This window comes from Candidatus Liberibacter brunswickensis, from assembly GCF_036858155.1.
GTDB classification, from domain to species: domain Bacteria; phylum Pseudomonadota; class Alphaproteobacteria; order Rhizobiales; family Rhizobiaceae; genus Liberibacter; species Liberibacter brunswickensis.
Genome location: NZ_JAAEJX010000016.1, coordinates 1 through 18,824, shown reverse-complemented (window position 1 = coordinate 18,824; position 18,824 = coordinate 1). Strand labels below are relative to the sequence as shown.

Below are 18,824 nucleotides of genomic sequence, written 5' to 3'. Positions count from 1 at the left end.
GTTTTTTTATTACTATTTCATATATAAAAAATATCAGCGCTGTCATTTTAAAAATCGAGGGAAAATAACATGAATTTTCTATTTAAAATAATGCACTTAATTCTAGAATTATATTTTGACATCATAATTATGAGAATTGTGATATCTTTTCTATACAGATATAATATATTAAATACTTATAATCTTTTTGTAAAAACAGCTAGGGAAATACTTTATAATTCCACAGAACCACTTTTATCAATGGTAAGAAGAATTATTCCTTTCTTTGGAATTAATTTTACAAGAATAGATCTATCTCCAATAATTTCCCTAATGGCAATATATATCCTACAATTATTTTTAAAATTACTTATATCATAGTGATATTAATTTATAAAATAAGATATCGTTTATTACAGTATTACATTCTTAACGCAAAAATACTAAAAAATATAAAATCTTTCCTTAACCAAAATTCATTAGAAAATAGTATTTTCAATCAAAAACCTACATTAATTACATCAGTTAAGAAATCAGTACATTGTAAAAATAAAAAATCATCCTACGCTTTAATTGCTCTTTGCACAGATTCCAATATTATTTTATGAGAACTATTAACTCCTTCCCAACCATCTAATTTAGCCCATTTCCCATGTTCAAGATCTTTATAATGTCTAAAAAAATGTTCTACTTTTTTCAAATAAGCTTGGGGAACGTCTTTATAACTTTTGATTGAATCATACAATCTAGTTACACTATGTGATGGAACTGCAAGTATTTTTTCATCCATTCCTCCATCATCTTCCATTTTCATAACACCTATAGGACGAACACTTACGACAGAATTAGGTAAAATAATCTCTGCATTATACATAATAACATCAACAGGATCACCATCATCAGATAGAGTATTTGGAATAAAACCATAGTTACCTGGATAAAGCATAGAAGTAGAAATAAAACGATCTACTACAAGAATACCACTATTCTTATCTAGTTCATATTTAATAGGATATCCACCAAGAGAAATTTCAATAAAAACATTAACATCTACTGGCGAGTTCTCACCTACGGAAATTTCGTTTAATCTCATTAATTTCCTCATTCTTTATATATATCATTTTTTTATTATAAACGATTATTTCCTATAGAAAATTGCAAGAATAAACATTGCATCAATAATATTTAACTTTTACAAACCATTTATTCGTTTAAAATAAAAATGTCAAATATCATATTCTAAGTTTACCAATTTTCCTTTTCTCTTACGTTCATTAGGATCTAAATATATCTTTCTCAAACGAATAGACTTCGGAGTTACTTCAACTAATTCATCATTTTGTATCCAAGAAAGAGCCTGCTCTAAGGTCATTTTAACCGCAGGCACTAACTTAACAGCCTCATCTTTTCCTGAAGCGCGCATATTAGTTAATTTCTTACCTTTAAGAACATTAACATCTAGATCATTTTCTCGAGTATGAATACCAACTATCATACCCTGGTATACTTTATCACCAGGCTCTACAATCATAGATCCACGATCTTCAAGATTAAACAATGCATAAGCTACGGCTTTGCCATCATCATTAGATAAAAGAACACCATTATTACGACCTCCTATTTCTCCTTTATGAGGTTGATAAGAATGGAATAAACGATTCATAGTAGCAGTACCACGAGTATCAGTCATTAGTTGTGATTGATATCCTATTAAACCACGTGTAGGAGAGAGAAATACAAGACGAACTCTTCCTAAACCTGAAGGGCGTAACTCTATCATTTCAGACTTGTATAAAGTCATTCTTTGCACAACTGATCCAGAATATTCCTCATCAACATCAATAACCACTTCTTCAACAGGCTCTAAAAGATCATCTCCTTCTTTTTTTATTACAACACGAGGACGAGAAACTGCCAATTCAAAACCCTCACGACGCATAGTTTCAATCAAAACAGCAAGTTGAAGTTCTCCCCTACCAGATACGAAGAATGCATCTTTTGAACTGCTTTCCTCAACTCTCAGGGCAACATTACCTTCTGCTTCCTTAAAAATACGATCTCGTATCATACGACTCGTAACTTTGTCTCCTTCAGTACCAGCCAAAGGAGAATCATTAACAACAAATGTCATAGTCACAGTTGGAGGATCAATAGGTTGTGATTTCAATGGTTCATCAACAGAAGAATCACAAAACGTATCAGCTACTGTTGCCTTAACTAAACCCGCAATAGAAACTATATCCCCTGCATGAGCTTCATCTATTGGTTGACGATCAATTCCACGAAAAGCAAGAATCTTAGAAATACGACCAACTTCAACCAAAGTACCATCAGGACCAAGAGCCTTAATATTTTGATTTGATTTAATAGATCCTGAATGAATACGTCCTGTTATAATACGACCCAAAAATGTATTTTTCTCTAAAATAGTCCCTATCATCTTAAATTCTCCTTCACCTATTACAGGAGCAGGAACATGTTCTACTATAAGATCTAAAAGGGGAGACAGACCTTTATCACGACAACCATCAGGAGAGTTACTCATCCAACCACTTCGGCCAGAACCATAAAGAATTGGAAAATCTAACTGATCATCAGTTGCATCTAAAGCTGAAAAAAGATCAAAAACCTCATTTATTACTTCATCAGCTCGTTCATCAGAACGATCAACTTTATTCACTACCACTATTGGACGAAGACCTATTTTTAAAGCTTTACCAACAACAAACTTTGTTTGTGGCATAGGACCTTCAGCAGCATCAACAAGGACAACAACACTTTCTACCATACATAAGATTCTCTCAACCTCACCTCCAAAATCGGCGTGACCAGGAGTATCAACTATATTAATACGAACATTATTCCATACAATTGAAGTAACCTTTGCAAGTATAGTAATACCACGTTCTTTTTCTAAATCATTGGAATCCATAACACGTTCGCTAACACGCTGATTATCACGAAAAACCCCTGATTGCTTAAGAAGCTCGTCAACTAATGTTGTTTTGCCATGATCTACATGAGCAATAATAGCTATATTGCGAATCTGCATATATTCAAATCTTTCATATATTAAAAAATAAATTACTGACGTTACAAAACAAATAGTATATTTCTTTAAATACCAATCTCAATCATTTAACTAAAAGATCTCATTTAAATAAAAAAATACTATTAATATTAACAAACTATCTATGTATTAAACTTCGTTACGCTTTGCTAAAGTACGCAAACGCAAAGCATGTAATTTTATAAAACCTTCTGAATCATTTTGATTATAAGAATCAAAGTCATCTTCAAAAGTTACAAGCTTATCCGAATATAAAGATTTATTGCTTTCACGACCAATAATCATTACGTTTCCTTTGTAAAGCTTTATATTAACGGAACCTTCTACATATTCTTGACTTTTATCAATTAACGCTTGGAGCATCTCTCTTTCGGGAGAAAACCAAAAACCCTGATATATAATATTCGCATAGCGAGACATCAAATCATCTTTTAAATGAGCAGCTCCTGAATCCAAAGAAATTGATTCAATAGCACGATGAGCATGTAATAAAATAGTACCTCCAGGAGTTTCATATACACCTCGAGATTTAATTCCAACAAACCTATTTTCCACTATGTCAATACGCCCAATTCCATTACGAATACCATATTGATTTAACTTATCCAGCAATACCTCTGGCGGCATTAATTCACCATTAATGGCGACAGGATCACCTTTTTTAAAGTCAATTTTAATAATAGTATGTTCGTCAGGAGCCTCTTCAGGAGAAACAATCATTTTATAAACATACTCTGGTGCCTGCTGAGATGGATCTTCAAGAACTCTACCTTCAGAAGAAGAATGTAGCAAATTAGTATCTACAGAGAAAGGGGCTTCTCCTAGTTTATTTTTATCAATAGGTATTTCATGTTTTTTAGCAAAATCAATAAGATCCTGCCTACCTTTAAACGACCAATGTCTCCATGGAGCAATAATTTTTATGTCTGAATTCAAAGCATACGCAGATAACTCGAAACGTACTTGATCATTACCTTTACCAGTAGATCCATGTGCAATAGCATCTGCTCCTGTTTCACAGGCTATATCAACTAGATATTTAGAAATCAAAGGGCGAGCAATAGCCGTACCCAATAAATAAGACCCCTCATATAAAGCATTAGCTCTAAACATAGGAAATACAAAATCACGAACAAATTCTCTCCGCAAATCTTTAACGTATACTTTCGATGATCCGAGAAATCTAGCCTTGTCGCATGCAATTTTTAACTCTTCTCCTTGACCAAGGTCAGCGATAAAAACCACTACCTCAAAACCTTTTTCTACCTGAAGCCATTTTAATATAATCGAAGTATCAAGACCTCCAGAATAAGCAAGGACAACTTTTTTTATATTTTTAGACAAAACACCACCAATCTCAGAGAAGGAGAAATATTCTTAATGGAAAAAATAACTCTACTAAATATACATAAAAGCATAAGTTGTTTTTTAAGCATAAATTAATAAAACAAAAATTCCTACACAAGCAAAAACATAATTAATATCAATATAGATATCTCTCTAAATTCGAAAAATACCTAAATAAAACACTTTAATTAGCAAATAGACAATTTTTATAAAAAAATAAGAAAGATAAATTATTATCTATGAAATTTACCACTCATAGGATTTCCTTTTGCAGAAACATCGCGATCTACGAACTCAATTACTGCCATAGGAGCACTATCACCATAACGAAATCCAACTCTCATAATACGTAAATATCCACCAGAACGAGTAGCATAACGGTCAGCTATTACACTAAACAACTTAGAAACAACCTTATAGTCTCTAATTCTAGATATCGCTAAACGACGAGAATGCAAACTACTTTTTTTCCCTAAAGTGACAAGTTTCTCAACAATAGGACGCAACTCTTTAGCTTTTGGAAGAGTAGTTACAATCTGCTCATGCCAAATAAGAGAAGCGGCCATATTAGAGAACATAGCCTTACGATGACTGGAAGTCCTATTTAACTTCCTTCCACTTACAGCATGTCGCATTATACCCTTCTCCTTTTATTCCAAAAAAATAATTTCATTTCAACACTTATCTTCATATTTTTTCGCTAACTCTTCTATACTTTCTGGAGGCCAATCTGGCAAATTCATACCAAGGAATAATCCCATTGTTGCTAGCACTCCCTTGATTTCTAAAAGAGATTTACGACCAAAATTAGCCGTACGCAACATCTCAGCCTCAGTTTTTCTAATCAAATCACCTATGTAAACAATATTATCACCTCTTAAACAATTAGCTGATCGAACAGAAAGTTCTAATTCTTCAACTTTTTTCAAAAGAGCAGGATTAAAAGGAAGAGAATCTACATCCATACCTTCTTTTTCTTCCTTTTTAGGATCATCAAAATTGACGAACATACTCAATTGATCCTGTAAAATTCGTGACGCGAAAGCAACTGCATCTTCTCCACTAATAGAACCATCAGTATCAATAGTCATACTTAGCTTATCATAATCAAGATTCTGCCCTTCACGAGCACTCTCGACCTTATAAGATACTTTCTTGATTGGAGAATACAAAGCATCAATTGCAATTAAACCAATAGGATTATTATCTGCACTATGATTTTTAGCAGGAACATAACCATGTCCCTTAGAAACAGTAAGCTCCATACGAACTACCGCATCAACATCAAGATTACAAATAACACAATCTGGATTAAGAATTTCGATATCGCTAACAGTTTGTATATCACCCGCAGTAACAACTCCAGGACCACGCTTAAAAATAGTTACCTTCTTATTGGAGTCACCAGACATTTTCAGGTTAATGCCTTTAATATTTAGGATAATATTTGTTATATCTTCTCTAACCCCTTTAATAGATGAAATTTCATGTAAAACACCATCAATTTGAACAGCAGTTATTGCAGAACCACGCAACGAAGACATCAAAACGCGACGAAGAGCATTACCAAGGGTATGAGCAAAACCACGCGGAAGAGGCTCAGCTATCATCAAAGTCCTATTTTCTTCTTTTTGTCCAAGGACTGTAAACTCAATATTATTCGGCTTAATTAATTCTTGCCAGTTTTTTTGGATCATAATACCAACCTTTTAAAAATATCCAACAATCAATCGAAATAGTTAGCAATCCACGACTAAATTGAATTGAAAAATTACGAAAAGAGGTTTAAATGCGACGTCTTTTACGAGGACGACATCCATTATGAGCTATCATAGTTACATCACAAATAGACACAATAGTAAAACCAATAGATCGCAATGCCCTCAAAGCAGAATCACGCCCAGCACCCAATCCACTGACACTTACCTCTAAAGAGGACATACCATGATTTTTAGCCTTTGTTGAACAATCATCAGCTGCGACTTGAGCAGCAAAAGGACTGTTTTTACGGGATCCAGAAAAACCTACTACCTTAGGAGAAGACCAAGCAATAGTATTACCATGAGGATCTGTTATCGTAATCCTAGTATTATTAAACGTTGATACCACATGAGCACGACCAGAAACTATGTTTTTCCGCTCACGATTACGAATACGAGAAGGGCTCTTGAGCATTATAACATTTCCCTCTCTCTTCTCCTTAAATATCCCAAAATAATAAACAAATTAAACTCCCACAATTAAAACACAAAAAAACTATTTCTTTCTAGTGATTCCACCTTTACCAGATTTCTTCCTAGTTTGAGCATTTGTATGAGTACGCTGTCCGCGAACAGGTAAACGGCGACGATGCCTCAAACCGCGATAACAACCTAAATCCATTAAGGACTTTATATTCATGGAAACCATTCGACGTAACTCGCCTTCCACTATGTATTCTCGTTCAATAATCTGATTAATCTGAGTAATTTCTGATTCAACAAGCTTATTAACAGGATAATCGAATGCAATAGATAGTCTATCACAAATATCCTTCGCACCTTTAGGACCGATGCCAGTTATATAAAGAAGCGCCGAACCTATACCCTTTGTACGTGGAATATTGATACCAGCAATACACGCCACACTAAGATCTCCTTTCCCAAAAACCACAAAACCTATATATTTCGAATCTCATTCAAAATATTCACAATAAACATAAAAAATAAAATTATTACATAACCTACAGAAATAAAAAAAATAATCAACTACCACCGTATTTTTTCCTTATAGAAAAAATAAGAGAATCTATATTTTTTGATACTATATCTACATCCAACATACCATTTATTATATGTAAACATCCCATATTACTATAATATGAAGACAGAGGCAGCATTTTTTTTTGATAGCATTCCATTCTTTTAAGAAAAACATCATACTTATCATCTGATCTAACATATTTATCAGAGGAAATAGCTTCCGAAACGCGAGCTTTTATCCTTTCAAACATAGAAGAAACATCCACCTGTAGCTCAATTACAGCATCTATAGAAAAACCTATATCCGAGATAATAGATTGAAATTTTTTAGCTTGATCTACGGTTCTAGGATAACCATCAAGGATAAAACCACAAGAACAGTCAGGAAGAATTATTCTATCAAAAACAATCTGATTAACAATACTATCAGAAATCAAGGCACCCGATTCCATGATACCATTAATTTTTTTACCAAGAGACGTATCTTTGTCTACTTCTGAACGCAACATATCGCCAGTAGACAATTTAGGAAATCCTAATTTCTTCGACAAAATATAAGACTGCGTTCCCTTCCCAGATCCAGGAGGCCCTAAAAATATGATTATCATGATCTTTTCTTTTGACTTCTAGATTTTCTTAAAACTCCATCATACTGCTGAGCAATTAAATATCCTTGAATTTGCATTACGGTATCCAAAATAACACTAACAATAATTAACAAAGAAGTCCCACTCAACGATACAGATATACCAGTGAAAGCAACTAAAATCTCTGGAAAAATACATATACAAATTAGATATATAGTTCCAACAACCGTAATTCTAGTCAATACATAATCAATATGGACTGCAGTGCGATCTCCTGGACGAATACCAGGAACAAAACCACCATGCTTTTTAAGATTATCTGCAGCCTCTTTCGGATTAAAAACAATAGCGGTATAAAAAAAAGAAAAAAAAGCAATAAATATTGAATACAAAACAACATACAATAATTGTCCACGCCCTAAAGATCCAACTAAATCTGCCACCCATAAAGGAGAAGAACTAATATCAATAAAACTCACAATAGTAGCAGGTAACAATAACAGAGAAGAAGCAAATATAGACGGAACTACACCAGCAGTATTTAGCTTTAAAGGCAAATAAGAAACATCATTTTTAAATATGCGATTTCCTACTTGGCGTTTTGGATATTGAATTACAAGACGACGTTGAGCTCTCTCACAAAAAACAACAAAAGCAATAGCTAAAATTATAGAAAAAAGAATTAATAATATAAAAATAGCAGGAATACTCCCCACTCTTCCAAGCTCAAGAATACCAATAAGTGAAGAAGGCAGACTAGCAACAATACCACTAAAAATCACCAGAGAAATACCATTACCTATGCCACGAGCGGTAATCTGCTCACCTAACCATACAAGAAACATAGTACCGCCAAGGAGAGAAATAATAGTGGAAAAGACAAAGAAAGAATCAGAATCTAGAACGATTCCTTGACCATTCCTTAGACCAACTGCAATACCATAAGCTTGTAGAGCACCCAAGATAACTGTAGCATATCTAGTATACTGATTTATTATTTTACGCCCACGATCACCTTCTTTCTTAAGACTTTCAAGAGAAGGAACTATAGAAGCCACCAATTGAACAATAATAGATGCAGAAATATAAGGCATAATACCCAATGATAAAACTGCCATACGTTCTACAGCTCCTCCTGAGAACATATTAAATAGTCCGAATATACCTGTACTCTTGGATTGAAAAGCTTTTGTATAAGCAACAAGATCAATGCCTGGAAGAGGAACATGAGTTCCTAGACGATATACAACAAGAGCAAAAATAGTAAAGACAATCCTAGACTTTAAATCCTTCGACTTTGAAAAAGAAGAGAGACTCAAATTAGAAACAAATTGCTCTACAGCAGATGCCATAAAAATTCCATCCCTTAAATAACAAAAAAATAGCTAAAATCACAAAATATTAAATACCATTTTAATAATTACGACTAACTTTTATTTACAAGTTGTTTTAAACTAAACAATAACAACACTACCTCCCAACTTCTCAATTTTTGCAATTGCAGAAGCAGAAGCACCCGAAACACGCAGTACAACTTTTTCTCTCAATTCACCATCAGATAAAATACGGACTCCCTTTTGACGACCTCGTATAATACCAGATGCAATAAGAGCACTAGCATCTATTTCCGAAGAGCAATCTAACTTACCTTTATCTATATAAGACTGTAAACGTGCCAACGATATAGTGACGAAGCTACAAGCATGAATGTTAACAAATCCACGCTTAGGTAAACGTCTATACAAAGGCATCTGTCCGCCTTCAAAACCACGAATACTAACTCCAGATCTAGACCTTTGCCCTTTAACACCTCTACCAGCGGTTTTACCTGTTCCAGAACCAATCCCACGAGCAACTCTTTTTTTAGCCTTAGAAGATCCCTTATCACAATGAATTTCGTTTAACTTCATTTTTTTTTTAAATCCCTACTAATCTTATTCAACAATACGAACAAGATGACGGACAGCATGAACCATCCCACGTATAGAAGGAGTATCATCCAAAGTACTATAACGATTCATCTTATTCAATCCCAATCCAATCAAAACCCTACGCTGAATAGAAGGAAGACGAATAGGACTTCCAACCTGTTTAACAGTTATTTTTTTTACCGTAGTATAAGGAGACACCTCTAATTACCCTCCCCGCTGTTTTTGGAAGAAGATTTAGATTTCTTTATAGCAAAAATACGCCTTGATTGAAGAACCGAATGCTTTATACCCCTGCGACTAGCCACATCTCTTGGATGAGATTGAGAACGAAATATCTCGAATGTAGCACGTACCACATTATGAGGATTAGAAGAACCAATAGATTTGGCAACAATATCCTGCACGCCGAGAACTTCACAAACAGCACGAATAGCTCCACCAGCTATAACCCCAGTTCCAGCCTTAGCAGATCTCATCAAGACCTCACCAGCACCATGACGTCCTACAGCATCGTGATGCAAAGTACGACCATCCAATAGCGAGACAGATATCATGTTACGCTTAGCTGCCTCAGTTGCCTTTCGAACGGCTTCTGGAACTTCTCTAGCAGTACTATGAGCAAAACCAACCTTACTCTTGGTATCTCCTACTACAACTAAAACAGAAAAAGCAAACCGACGACCACCAGGAAGAGCTGTAGAAACACGATTGATAGAAACAATACGATCAACAATATTATTGTCACGCTCTTCGTTATTTTGCCAATTTTCACGTTGAGAACGCTCTTTTTGTGCCATCACTGATGAATCCCTTCTAAAAAATAGTAAAAACTTAGCACATTTTCTCCTTAAAGCATTTTATCAAAAAATATTAAAACTCAATTCCACCTTTGCGAACGGCATCAGCTAATGCAGCAACTCTACCGCAGTATAAATTCTTTCCACGATCAAAATAAACTTTTTCAATACCAACTGCAACTGCACGCTTTGCCAAAAGGCCTCCAACAGCAGTAGCAGCGACTTTATTAGATCCATTCTTTAAATATGACAGGAGTTTCTCATTTAAACTTGAACATGCAGCAAGAGTATGACCAGAAAAATCATCTATAATCTGTCCGTATATATGACTAGATGAACGGTAAACATTCAATCTCAAACGACCTTTTGAGACACTTTTTAAATTCTGACGTATACGATTAAGGCGACGATCAAGAACTTTTTTCTTAACAGCCATTATAAATAGCACTCCCTTCTACTTCTTCTTACCTTCTTTGTGCACAATAATTTCATCACTATATTTTATTCCTTTACCCTTATAAGGCTCTGCCCTGAAATAAGAACGAATCTCAGAAGCAGTTTGTCCAACTTTTTGATTGTCTATACCAGAAATCAAAACTTCAACTGGCTTAGTAGCAAAAATAGAAATACCCTCCATAGGAGGATAAATAACATCATGGGAGAATCCCAAACTAATCTTTAGATTACCATCATCCATGGAAGCCTTACATCCTACCCCATTAATTTCTAACTTACGCTCATAACCTTCTGTTACTCCCTGAAATAGGTTACTAATCATAGTACGTGACATACCCCATGCAGAACGAGCTTTTTTCGAATTATTCAGGATACCGACAGACAATAAATTTTCTTTAAGAGAAACACTTATATCCTTCATAATCACAAAGGATAATTGCCCCTTTGGACCATTAACTTTTATTTCACGACCTTCAATTGATACATCCACCTTTGAAGGAACTTGAATGATCTTTTTACCAATTCGAGACATACGACAAACTCCAACCAGAAAAACGTGAAATAAGAACTAATCTTAAAATACAGAGCACAGCACCTCTCCCCCAACATTACACTCTCGAGCTCGATGATCTGACATTACCCCCTTTGAAGTTGTAACAATCATTATACCCAATCCATTGGAAACCTGAGGAATATCCTTAACAGAAGAATACAAACGTCTACCTGGCTTAGATACACAATCAATTTTACGTATCACAGAAGCACCATTATGATACTTTAACTCAACATTTAATTGAGAAATACCTTTTCCAATATCAATTTTATTATATTTTATGATATAACCCTCTTCTTGTAACACATCTAAAACACTAGCATGCAACCTAGAAAAAGGGATTGCAACAGAAGATTTGTGCCGAAGATTTGCATTACGAATACGGCTTAACATGTCTCCTAGACAGCTCATATCACTTATATTCCTTACCAACTTGACTTAATAATACCTGGAATCTTACCAAAACTACCCAATTCACGCAATGCTAAGCGAGACAACCGAAATTCCCTATAAACAGCTCTAGAACGTCCCGAAACCTCACACCGATTACGAATCCTCACCTTTGAACCATCGCGAGGCAAAGAACCCAATTCAAGCATAGCATTAAATCTTTCCTCTAAAGTAACTGACTTATCCATTACCTTTTTTTTTAAAGCAAGTCTCTTAGGCATCTGTTTAGCAACTATTTTTAAACGACGCTTATTTTTTTCAACTGCACTGACCTTTGCCATATATTCACAAACCTTTCAAATTATTTTAAAAAAGGAAAACCAAATAAAGTCAACAAATACTTAGCTTCCTTATCAATATTAGTCGTAGTACAAATAGATATATCCATACCTAAAATACAATCAACTTTATCATAGTCAATTTCTGGGAAAATAATATGTTCTTTTATACCAAAAGAATAATTACCACGACCATCGAAACTTTTAGAGCTCAAGCCATGAAAATCACGAATGCGTGGCATACCCGTATTAATCAAACGATCAAGAAAATCATACATGTTTGTACTACGCAAAGTAACCTTAGCACCTATTGGCATACCAGACCTTAATTTAAATCCAGCAATAGAGCGCCTTGCACGAGTAATGACAGGCTTTTGTCCTGCGATTAAAGCAAGATCAGAAGCAGCTAATTCCGATTTCTTGGAATCAACCACAGACTCACCTACCCCCATATTTATTACTATTTTCTCAATCTTTGGGATCTGCATTACATTTTTATAAGAAAATTCTTTCTGCATTTCATTACGAATACGCAAACGATACTCTTTTTTCAAACGAGGTTCATAACTACAATTAATCATAGAATAGGCTCCCCAGAACGCTTTGCTACACGAATTTTCTTACCATCAACAAACGAAAATCCTACCCTTACCTTCTTACCATCCTTATCAATTAAAGCCAGATTAGAAAGATGTATAGATGCTTCTTTAGATACAATACCAGCTTCTTTACTAGGAGTTTGACGTTGATGACACTTAACAATATTAACACCTTGAACAAAAGCACGATTAGACTTACGCACTATCTCTATAACAGAACCAGTTTTACCCTTATCTCTTCCAGCCAACACCACGACACGATCACCAGTACGAATCTTCTCCATTGACATAGCTCCTTATACGACCTCTGCAGCTAAAGAAAGGATTTTCAAGTGACCCTTTATACGCAATTCACGTGGCACAGGACCAAAAACACGACTAGCTAGCAAATCTTTTTTATTATCTATCAAAACAGCTGCATTTTGATCAAAACGAATTACACTCCCATCGGAACGACGAATTCCATAACTAACTCGAACAATAACAGCCCTCTGAACACTACCTTTTTTTACCTTACTACGAGGAATAACATCCGTAACTGCCACAACGATCGTATCACCAATAGAAGCACATTTACGCTTTGAACCACCTAAAACTTTAATACACTCAACCCTACGCGCACCAGAATTATCAGCAACTGAAAGATTTGTCTGCATTTGAATCATCGCTGAAACACCTTTTTTATTAAAAACACACTAGCCATCACCAAGCCCTACAACAACTTATAACGCAATACATAAAACATACATTAACAAAGCAATACTCTTTTAACTATTTAAATAAAATCTAAGGTTATGAATCATCAGGATATTTAACAACCCAACTCTTCGTCTTGGAAAAAGGAGGGGACTCTTCTATAGAGACCAAATCACCTATTTTAAATATATTATCTTCATCATGAACAGCATATCTCTTTAAAGAACGAATAGTTTTCCCATACCGGTTATGAGAAAAAAAACTCTTAACCTCAACAATTATAGTTTTTTCAGAAATATCACTTACAACCACACCCTGCAAAACCCGCTTCGACATCTATATCCCCTCAAGAATTATTCTCAGAAATATTGCTATTCATCCTAGTCTTGATACGCGCAATATCTCTACCAATTTCTCTCATACGAAAAGGTTTTTCAAGCTGACCCGAAGACTTTTGAAAACGACTATGAATCTGATCTTTTTTTAGCTGAATCAACTTCTCCTTTAACTGATCATTATTCATAATCAAAACATCTCTATACCTTAACATATAATCCTCACTCCACAACAATCCGCCGTATAAACTTAGTCACAATGGATAATTTAGCCGCGCCAAGACGCAATGCTTCTCTAGCAACTTCTTCACTAACACCGTCAAGCTCAAATAAAATACGACCAGGCTTCACACGACATACCCACTCTTCAACATTACCTTTTCCTTTTCCCATACGAACTTCCGTAGGCTTAGAAGTTACAGGAACATCAGTAAAGACACATATCCAAATACGACCAGCACGCTTCATACTACGACTAATAGCACGACGAGCAGCCTCAATCTCTCTTGACCCAATCCTATTAGGCTCTTGAGCCTTAAGGGCAAAATCACCGAAACAAATTCTAGAACCACCCTTTGCTACACCCTTAATACGACCCTTAAACTGTTTAGGATACTTAGTATTCTTTGGTTGGCATAACATTATTTATATTCTCCAAAAACCATAAATCATAATCATATTAAAGAGGAATAATGCTAGTTATCTTTTTCAACTACACGACGATTAGAAGAAACAGCATTATCCGAATCAGAAACTTCACGCAAATATACATATACTTTAACGCCACATGTACCATATGAAGTTTCAGCAACAGCAGATCCATAATCAATATTAGCACGAAGAGTTTGAAGAGGCACTCTCCCCTCTAAATACCACTCGGTACGAGAAAGCTCCATACCATTTAAACGCCCCGAACAAATAATCTTTATCCCCTCAGCCCCAAAACGCATAGCAGACTGAACTGCACGTTTCATAGCACGACGAAAAACAACACGCTTTTCTAATTGTTGAGCAACAGACTGAGCTATCAAAGTTGCATTAACTTCCGGTTTAGAAACTTCATTAACATTCAAATAAATTTCAGAAGTCGTCATCTTAGAAAGATCTTTACGAATTCTTTCTATATCAGCACCTTTTTTACCAATAATCAATCCCGGACGAGAAGAGTGAACAATTATGCGACACTTTTGATGAGTTCTTTCTATTAAAATCTTAGCAATCCCTGCATGCTTTAACTGAGCCTGCAAATATCTTCGTATCCCCAAATCTTCATGCAACAAATTACCATACTCAACACCACGAGCGAACCAACGACTACTCCAAGTACAATTTACACCAAGACGAAACAAGATGGGATTAATTTTCTGTCCCATTATACAACTTTCCCTTCATCTGAAACTTCACGAACTATAACAGTCAAACGAGAGAACGGCCTGACAATACGACCAATACGCTGACGTCCACGACAATGAAACCTCTTCATGGAAACAGATTTACCCACATAAGCCTCTGATACTATAAGACGATCAACATCAAGGTCATGGTTATTTTCAGCATTTGCAATCGCAGAACGAAGAGTCTTCTTAACATCTCCAGCAATTCTCTTCCTAGAAAATTCAAGATCTGTAAGAGCATCAGAAACCTTTCTTCCTCTTATCATAGCAACAACAACATTTAACTTTTGAGGGCTAATTCGGAGCATACTAGCGATAGCATTAGCTTCATTATCTCCTACTCTACGCTTTGGCATACTCCCTTTCCTACTCATAAATTATTTCCTTTTAGTTTTTTTATCACTACCATGCCCCGGACAATAACGAGTTGGAGAAAAATCACCAAACTTAAATCCAACCATTTCTTCAACAATTGTCACAGGTATATGCTTACGACCATTATGTACACCAAATGTCAAACCAACAAACATCGGTATAATGTCACAATTACGACACCATATCCGTATAACATCACGACGATTAGAACTACGAGCCTTAGATACTTTTTTAAGAAGAGATTTGGTAACAAAAGGACCCTTCCAAACTGAACGCACCACTATAAATACTCCTTATTTCTTACTCTTATGACGAGAGCGAGCTATAAAAACATCCGTAGACTTGTTTGACCTTGTTCTCTTACCCTTAGTAAGCTTTCCCCAAGGACTACAAGGATTTCGACCCCCTGAAGTTTTACCTTCACCACCACCAAGAGGATGATCTACAGGATTCATAGCAACACCTCTAACGTGCGATCTAAAACCCAACCAACGAGAACGCCCCGCCTTAGAAAGACTACTATTGATATGATCTTGATTTGAAACCGCACCTATAGAGGCCATACAAGAAGATTGAACAAAACGCATCTCACCAGAGGAAAGACGAAGAAGAGCTCGAGAACGATCCCGCTCTACAAGTCTAGCATAGGATCCAGCAGAACGTGACAACTGACCTCCCTTACCAGGCTTCATCTCGACGTTATGAACTATAGAACCCACAGGGATAAACCGCAAAGGCATAGCATTGCCAGGCTTAACATCAACAGAGACCCTTGAAGAAATTACTTTATCCCCTACCGATAAGCGCTGTGGCGCTAATATATAAGCCAACGATCCATTAGAATATGAAATAAGAGCAATAAAAGCTGTTCTATTAGGGTCATATTCTAATCGCTTTACAATACCTTCAACATCATACTCTGTACGCTTAAAATCCACAAGACGGTATAGATTCTTATGCCCACCTCCACGAAAACGCATAGTGATGCGGCCAGTATTATTACGCCCCCCCTTAGAACACAATCCCTTCGTCAAATTTTTAACAGGCTTACCCGAATGCAAAGAATCCCTATTTACAGTAACAAGCTGACGTCTACCCGATGTATCAGGATTAAAATTCTTTAACGCCACAACACAATCTCCCTAAAACAAATATATCTAAAAACCACCAGAAACATCAATAGAATATCCCTTAGCTAGCTTTACATAAGCCCTTTTAATATCTTTACGCGATACATATATATCACGAGAAGACCTAACTCCACCACGGGCAGCGGAAATTCTACTCAAACGTTTTAATTTTCCCTTACGAACAAGAGTATTTACGGAAACTACCTTTACATTAAACAACGATTCAACGGCTGACCTAATCTCAGATTTAGAAGAATCTTTTCTAACATTAAATACAAACTGATTTCCCCCCGCTAACAAAGTAGATTTTTCCGCTATAACAGGCGATATAATAGTATCATAAAACCTAATATTTGTCATTTAAAACGATCCTCCAAAGCATCAACAGCAGACCTAGAAAGAACCAACTTAGAACATCGCAAAATATCATAAACATTAATACCCTGAATAGGAAGAAGATTAATGTTTGGGATATTACGAACAGCAAGCTGAAAATTTCTATCTAACTGGAAACCATCAACAATTAGTGCATTCGATAAACCAAGATCACGAAGACATACCGCCATTTTTTTTGTTTTGCATTCTTCAGAAACTAAACTATCGATTACAACAATGTCATTAGAAGATAATTTACCTGACAAAGCATGACGCAAAGCAAGGGAACGAACTTTCTTAGGCAACGCGTGAGAACCAACGACAGCAACAGGACCAAAAGCTTTTCCACCGCCACGGAACTGAGGAACAGCCTTAGAACTATGCCTAGCCCTACCAGTACCCTTCTGCGTATACCACTTAGAACCTGTATACGCAATCTCTGAACGACCTTTTGACTTTGAGCATGCATGACTTTTTTTATGCCAAAGCTGCCATCTAATGACACGAGCTAAAATACCTTCCTCAGGATTTAAACCAAAAATTCCCTTAGAAATAGAAACAAAACCTTTATCTTCTCCCTCAAGGCTCCTGACACTTAATTCTATCACGAAACTTTCCCCTTACAATCCATTGTACTTTTAAAAGAATCTCGCACAAGAATCCAAGAATCATTCTTGGCACCAGGAACACAACCTTTAACAAGTATCAATCCCTTTTCATCATCAACTGACACAACCTCTAAATTCTTAACGGTAACACGATCTACTCCCATATGACCGGCCATTTTTTTATTCTTAAAAACACGACCTGGATCTTGACGACAACCAGTCGAACCATGAGAACGATGCGATATAGAAACCCCGTGAGTAGCACGAAGACCACCAAAATTATGTCTCTTCATGGCACCAGCAAACCCTTTTCCAATAGTTACACCCGTAACATCAACTAACTGACCAACCTTGAAATAACTTGGAGACAAAACAGAACCAATTGGCAATAAATCATCATCTTTTTTAACGCGAAACTCGAACAACTTATTTTTAGGAGAAACATTAACAGATGAGAAAAAACCCCTCATAGGCTTAGAAACATTTTTAACCTTTGCATTTCCAGAACCAACTTGAACAGCCATATACCCGTTTTTTTCCAAAGTACGATGGAATACAACCTGACAATTATCTAAGCACAATACTGTTACGGGAAGACGCTTACCTTCAATATTGTAAATACAGGTCATGCCTAATTTTCGCGCAACAACACCCGAACGCATTAACTTATCCTCTCAAAATTTATAGCTTAATCACTACATTAACACCAGCAGAGATGTCTAATTTCATCAAAGCATCAACCGTCTGAGGAGTAGGCTTGATAATATAGAGCAAACGCTTATATATACGCATTTCCAACTGATCTCTACTTTTTTTATCAACATGAGGAGATCTATTAACAGTAAACCTTCGTATAGAACGAGGAAAAGGTATAGGACCAACAGTCCGTGAACCAGATTTTTTAGTAGTCGACACAATCTCACGCACAGAAGAATCAAGTATTCTCGAATCAAAAGCTTTTAAGCATATACAAATACGGATATTCCGACTTGTCATTTATCTAACCCTCTTATCACATTCCACCTCTTTTTTTTTAAAACTAAACCAATTTTTAGAGACATCTCCATTTTACATATATACTGTACTATCCTAGAATTTTAGAAATCATACCAGCACCTATTGT

Annotated in this window: 31 protein-coding genes; 1 reads left to right on the top strand and 30 read right to left on the bottom strand. The window is 35.6% G+C overall.

The window, feature by feature from the left end:
* The first annotated feature begins 69 nt into the window (after positions 1-69).
* Complete coding sequence (locus GY664_RS04775; RefSeq protein WP_333948346.1) at positions 70-360, top strand: YggT family protein; 291 nt, start codon at positions 70-72, stop codon at positions 358-360.
* A 181-nt stretch (positions 361-541) separates the two neighbouring features.
* Here the strand turns inward: GY664_RS04775 and ppa are convergent, their stop codons facing one another.
* From ppa to rpsJ, 30 genes are all read right to left on the bottom strand, one after another.
* The gene (gene ppa, locus GY664_RS04770; protein ID WP_333948345.1) at positions 542-1,072 is read right to left on the bottom strand and encodes an inorganic diphosphatase; all 531 of its coding nucleotides are present in this window, start codon (positions 1,070-1,072) and stop codon (positions 542-544) included.
* A 132-nt stretch (positions 1,073-1,204) separates the two neighbouring features.
* Positions 1,205-3,031, bottom strand: a complete 1,827-nt coding sequence (gene typA / locus GY664_RS04765; RefSeq protein WP_333948344.1) for a translational GTPase TypA — start codon at positions 3,029-3,031, stop codon at positions 1,205-1,207.
* Between the two features lie 147 nt (positions 3,032-3,178).
* Positions 3,179-4,393: an argininosuccinate synthase gene (locus tag GY664_RS04760; RefSeq protein WP_333948342.1), complete on the bottom strand. Its 1,215-nt coding sequence runs from the start codon at positions 4,391-4,393 to the stop codon at positions 3,179-3,181.
* 236 nt (positions 4,394-4,629) lie between these two features.
* On the bottom strand, positions 4,630-5,031 hold the full coding sequence (rplQ, locus tag GY664_RS04755) for a 50S ribosomal protein L17 (protein ID WP_333948341.1): 402 nt from the start codon (positions 5,029-5,031) through the stop codon (positions 4,630-4,632).
* A 39-nt stretch (positions 5,032-5,070) separates the two neighbouring features.
* Positions 5,071-6,093, bottom strand: coding sequence for a DNA-directed RNA polymerase subunit alpha (locus tag GY664_RS04750; RefSeq protein WP_333948340.1), 1,023 nt, complete (start codon positions 6,091-6,093; stop codon positions 5,071-5,073).
* Positions 6,094-6,181: 88 nt separating this feature from the next.
* Positions 6,182-6,571 (bottom strand): 30S ribosomal protein S11, encoded by a 390-nt coding sequence (gene rpsK, locus GY664_RS04745; RefSeq protein WP_333948339.1) that lies wholly within the window; start codon positions 6,569-6,571, stop codon positions 6,182-6,184.
* An 81-nt stretch (positions 6,572-6,652) separates the two neighbouring features.
* Positions 6,653-7,021: a 30S ribosomal protein S13 gene (gene rpsM / locus GY664_RS04740; protein WP_333948338.1), complete on the bottom strand. Its 369-nt coding sequence runs from the start codon at positions 7,019-7,021 to the stop codon at positions 6,653-6,655.
* Between the two features lie 118 nt (positions 7,022-7,139).
* Complete coding sequence (locus GY664_RS04735) at positions 7,140-7,745, bottom strand: adenylate kinase (RefSeq protein WP_333948337.1); 606 nt, start codon at positions 7,743-7,745, stop codon at positions 7,140-7,142.
* On the bottom strand, positions 7,742-9,076 hold the full coding sequence (gene secY / locus GY664_RS04730; protein WP_333948336.1) for a preprotein translocase subunit SecY: 1,335 nt from the start codon (positions 9,074-9,076) through the stop codon (positions 7,742-7,744). The genes GY664_RS04735 and secY overlap by 4 nt, the downstream gene beginning before the upstream one ends.
* Positions 9,077-9,178: 102 nt before the next feature.
* Positions 9,179-9,634, bottom strand: coding sequence for a 50S ribosomal protein L15 (gene rplO / locus GY664_RS04725; protein ID WP_333948335.1), 456 nt, complete (start codon positions 9,632-9,634; stop codon positions 9,179-9,181).
* 24 nt (positions 9,635-9,658) lie between these two features.
* Positions 9,659-9,853, bottom strand: a complete 195-nt coding sequence (gene rpmD, locus GY664_RS04720) for a 50S ribosomal protein L30 (RefSeq protein WP_333948334.1) — start codon at positions 9,851-9,853, stop codon at positions 9,659-9,661.
* 2 nt (positions 9,854-9,855) lie between these two features.
* A complete protein-coding gene (rpsE, locus tag GY664_RS04715; protein ID WP_333948333.1) occupies positions 9,856-10,452 on the bottom strand; it encodes a 30S ribosomal protein S5 in 597 nt (198 codons plus the stop codon).
* A gap of 73 nt (positions 10,453-10,525) precedes the next feature.
* A complete protein-coding gene (rplR, locus tag GY664_RS04710) occupies positions 10,526-10,888 on the bottom strand; it encodes a 50S ribosomal protein L18 (protein ID WP_333948332.1) in 363 nt (120 codons plus the stop codon).
* Positions 10,889-10,906: 18 nt separating this feature from the next.
* Positions 10,907-11,440 carry a 50S ribosomal protein L6 gene (rplF, locus tag GY664_RS04705; protein WP_333948331.1) on the bottom strand — a complete coding sequence of 178 codons (534 nt, stop codon included), beginning with the start codon at positions 11,438-11,440 and terminating at the stop codon, positions 10,907-10,909.
* A 42-nt stretch (positions 11,441-11,482) separates the two neighbouring features.
* The gene (gene rpsH / locus GY664_RS04700) at positions 11,483-11,872 is read right to left on the bottom strand and encodes a 30S ribosomal protein S8 (protein ID WP_333948330.1); all 390 of its coding nucleotides are present in this window, start codon (positions 11,870-11,872) and stop codon (positions 11,483-11,485) included.
* 14 nt (positions 11,873-11,886) lie between these two features.
* On the bottom strand, positions 11,887-12,192 hold the full coding sequence (gene rpsN, locus GY664_RS04695; RefSeq protein ID WP_333948329.1) for a 30S ribosomal protein S14: 306 nt from the start codon (positions 12,190-12,192) through the stop codon (positions 11,887-11,889).
* A 20-nt stretch (positions 12,193-12,212) separates the two neighbouring features.
* Positions 12,213-12,770: a 50S ribosomal protein L5 gene (rplE, locus tag GY664_RS04690; protein ID WP_333948328.1), complete on the bottom strand. Its 558-nt coding sequence runs from the start codon at positions 12,768-12,770 to the stop codon at positions 12,213-12,215.
* On the bottom strand, positions 12,767-13,072 hold the full coding sequence (gene rplX / locus GY664_RS04685) for a 50S ribosomal protein L24 (protein ID WP_333948327.1): 306 nt from the start codon (positions 13,070-13,072) through the stop codon (positions 12,767-12,769). Before rplX ends, rplE begins: the two co-directional genes overlap by 4 nt.
* Before the next feature lie 12 nt (positions 13,073-13,084).
* On the bottom strand, positions 13,085-13,453 hold the full coding sequence (gene rplN, locus GY664_RS04680; protein WP_333948326.1) for a 50S ribosomal protein L14: 369 nt from the start codon (positions 13,451-13,453) through the stop codon (positions 13,085-13,087).
* 127 nt (positions 13,454-13,580) lie between these two features.
* A complete protein-coding gene (gene rpsQ, locus GY664_RS04675; protein ID WP_333948324.1) occupies positions 13,581-13,820 on the bottom strand; it encodes a 30S ribosomal protein S17 in 240 nt (79 codons plus the stop codon).
* 10 nt (positions 13,821-13,830) lie between these two features.
* Positions 13,831-14,034 carry a 50S ribosomal protein L29 gene (rpmC, locus tag GY664_RS04670; RefSeq protein ID WP_333948322.1) on the bottom strand — a complete coding sequence of 68 codons (204 nt, stop codon included), beginning with the start codon at positions 14,032-14,034 and terminating at the stop codon, positions 13,831-13,833.
* Between the two features lie 7 nt (positions 14,035-14,041).
* Complete coding sequence (gene rplP / locus GY664_RS04665) at positions 14,042-14,461, bottom strand: 50S ribosomal protein L16 (protein WP_333948321.1); 420 nt, start codon at positions 14,459-14,461, stop codon at positions 14,042-14,044.
* Positions 14,462-14,514: 53 nt separating this feature from the next.
* A complete protein-coding gene (rpsC, locus tag GY664_RS04660) occupies positions 14,515-15,192 on the bottom strand; it encodes a 30S ribosomal protein S3 (RefSeq protein WP_333948320.1) in 678 nt (225 codons plus the stop codon).
* Entirely contained in the window at positions 15,192-15,587 is a 396-nt protein-coding gene (gene rplV, locus GY664_RS04655; protein WP_333948319.1) for a 50S ribosomal protein L22, read from the bottom strand. The genes rpsC and rplV overlap by 1 nt, the downstream gene beginning before the upstream one ends.
* A 3-nt stretch (positions 15,588-15,590) precedes the next feature.
* Entirely contained in the window at positions 15,591-15,869 is a 279-nt protein-coding gene (rpsS, locus tag GY664_RS04650; protein ID WP_333948318.1) for a 30S ribosomal protein S19, read from the bottom strand.
* 12 nt (positions 15,870-15,881) lie between these two features.
* Positions 15,882-16,718, bottom strand: coding sequence for a 50S ribosomal protein L2 (rplB, locus tag GY664_RS04645; RefSeq protein WP_333948317.1), 837 nt, complete (start codon positions 16,716-16,718; stop codon positions 15,882-15,884).
* Positions 16,719-16,745: 27 nt separating this feature from the next.
* Positions 16,746-17,078: an uL23 family ribosomal protein gene (locus GY664_RS04640; protein WP_333948316.1), complete on the bottom strand. Its 333-nt coding sequence runs from the start codon at positions 17,076-17,078 to the stop codon at positions 16,746-16,748.
* Positions 17,075-17,698, bottom strand: a complete 624-nt coding sequence (gene rplD, locus GY664_RS04635) for a 50S ribosomal protein L4 (RefSeq protein WP_333948347.1) — start codon at positions 17,696-17,698, stop codon at positions 17,075-17,077. The genes GY664_RS04640 and rplD overlap by 4 nt, the downstream gene beginning before the upstream one ends.
* Complete coding sequence (gene rplC, locus GY664_RS04630; protein ID WP_333948315.1) at positions 17,698-18,363, bottom strand: 50S ribosomal protein L3; 666 nt, start codon at positions 18,361-18,363, stop codon at positions 17,698-17,700. The genes rplD and rplC overlap by 1 nt, the downstream gene beginning before the upstream one ends.
* A 19-nt stretch (positions 18,364-18,382) precedes the next feature.
* Entirely contained in the window at positions 18,383-18,697 is a 315-nt protein-coding gene (gene rpsJ, locus GY664_RS04625; RefSeq protein ID WP_333948314.1) for a 30S ribosomal protein S10, read from the bottom strand.
* Between the last annotated feature and the right edge of the window lie 127 nt (positions 18,698-18,824).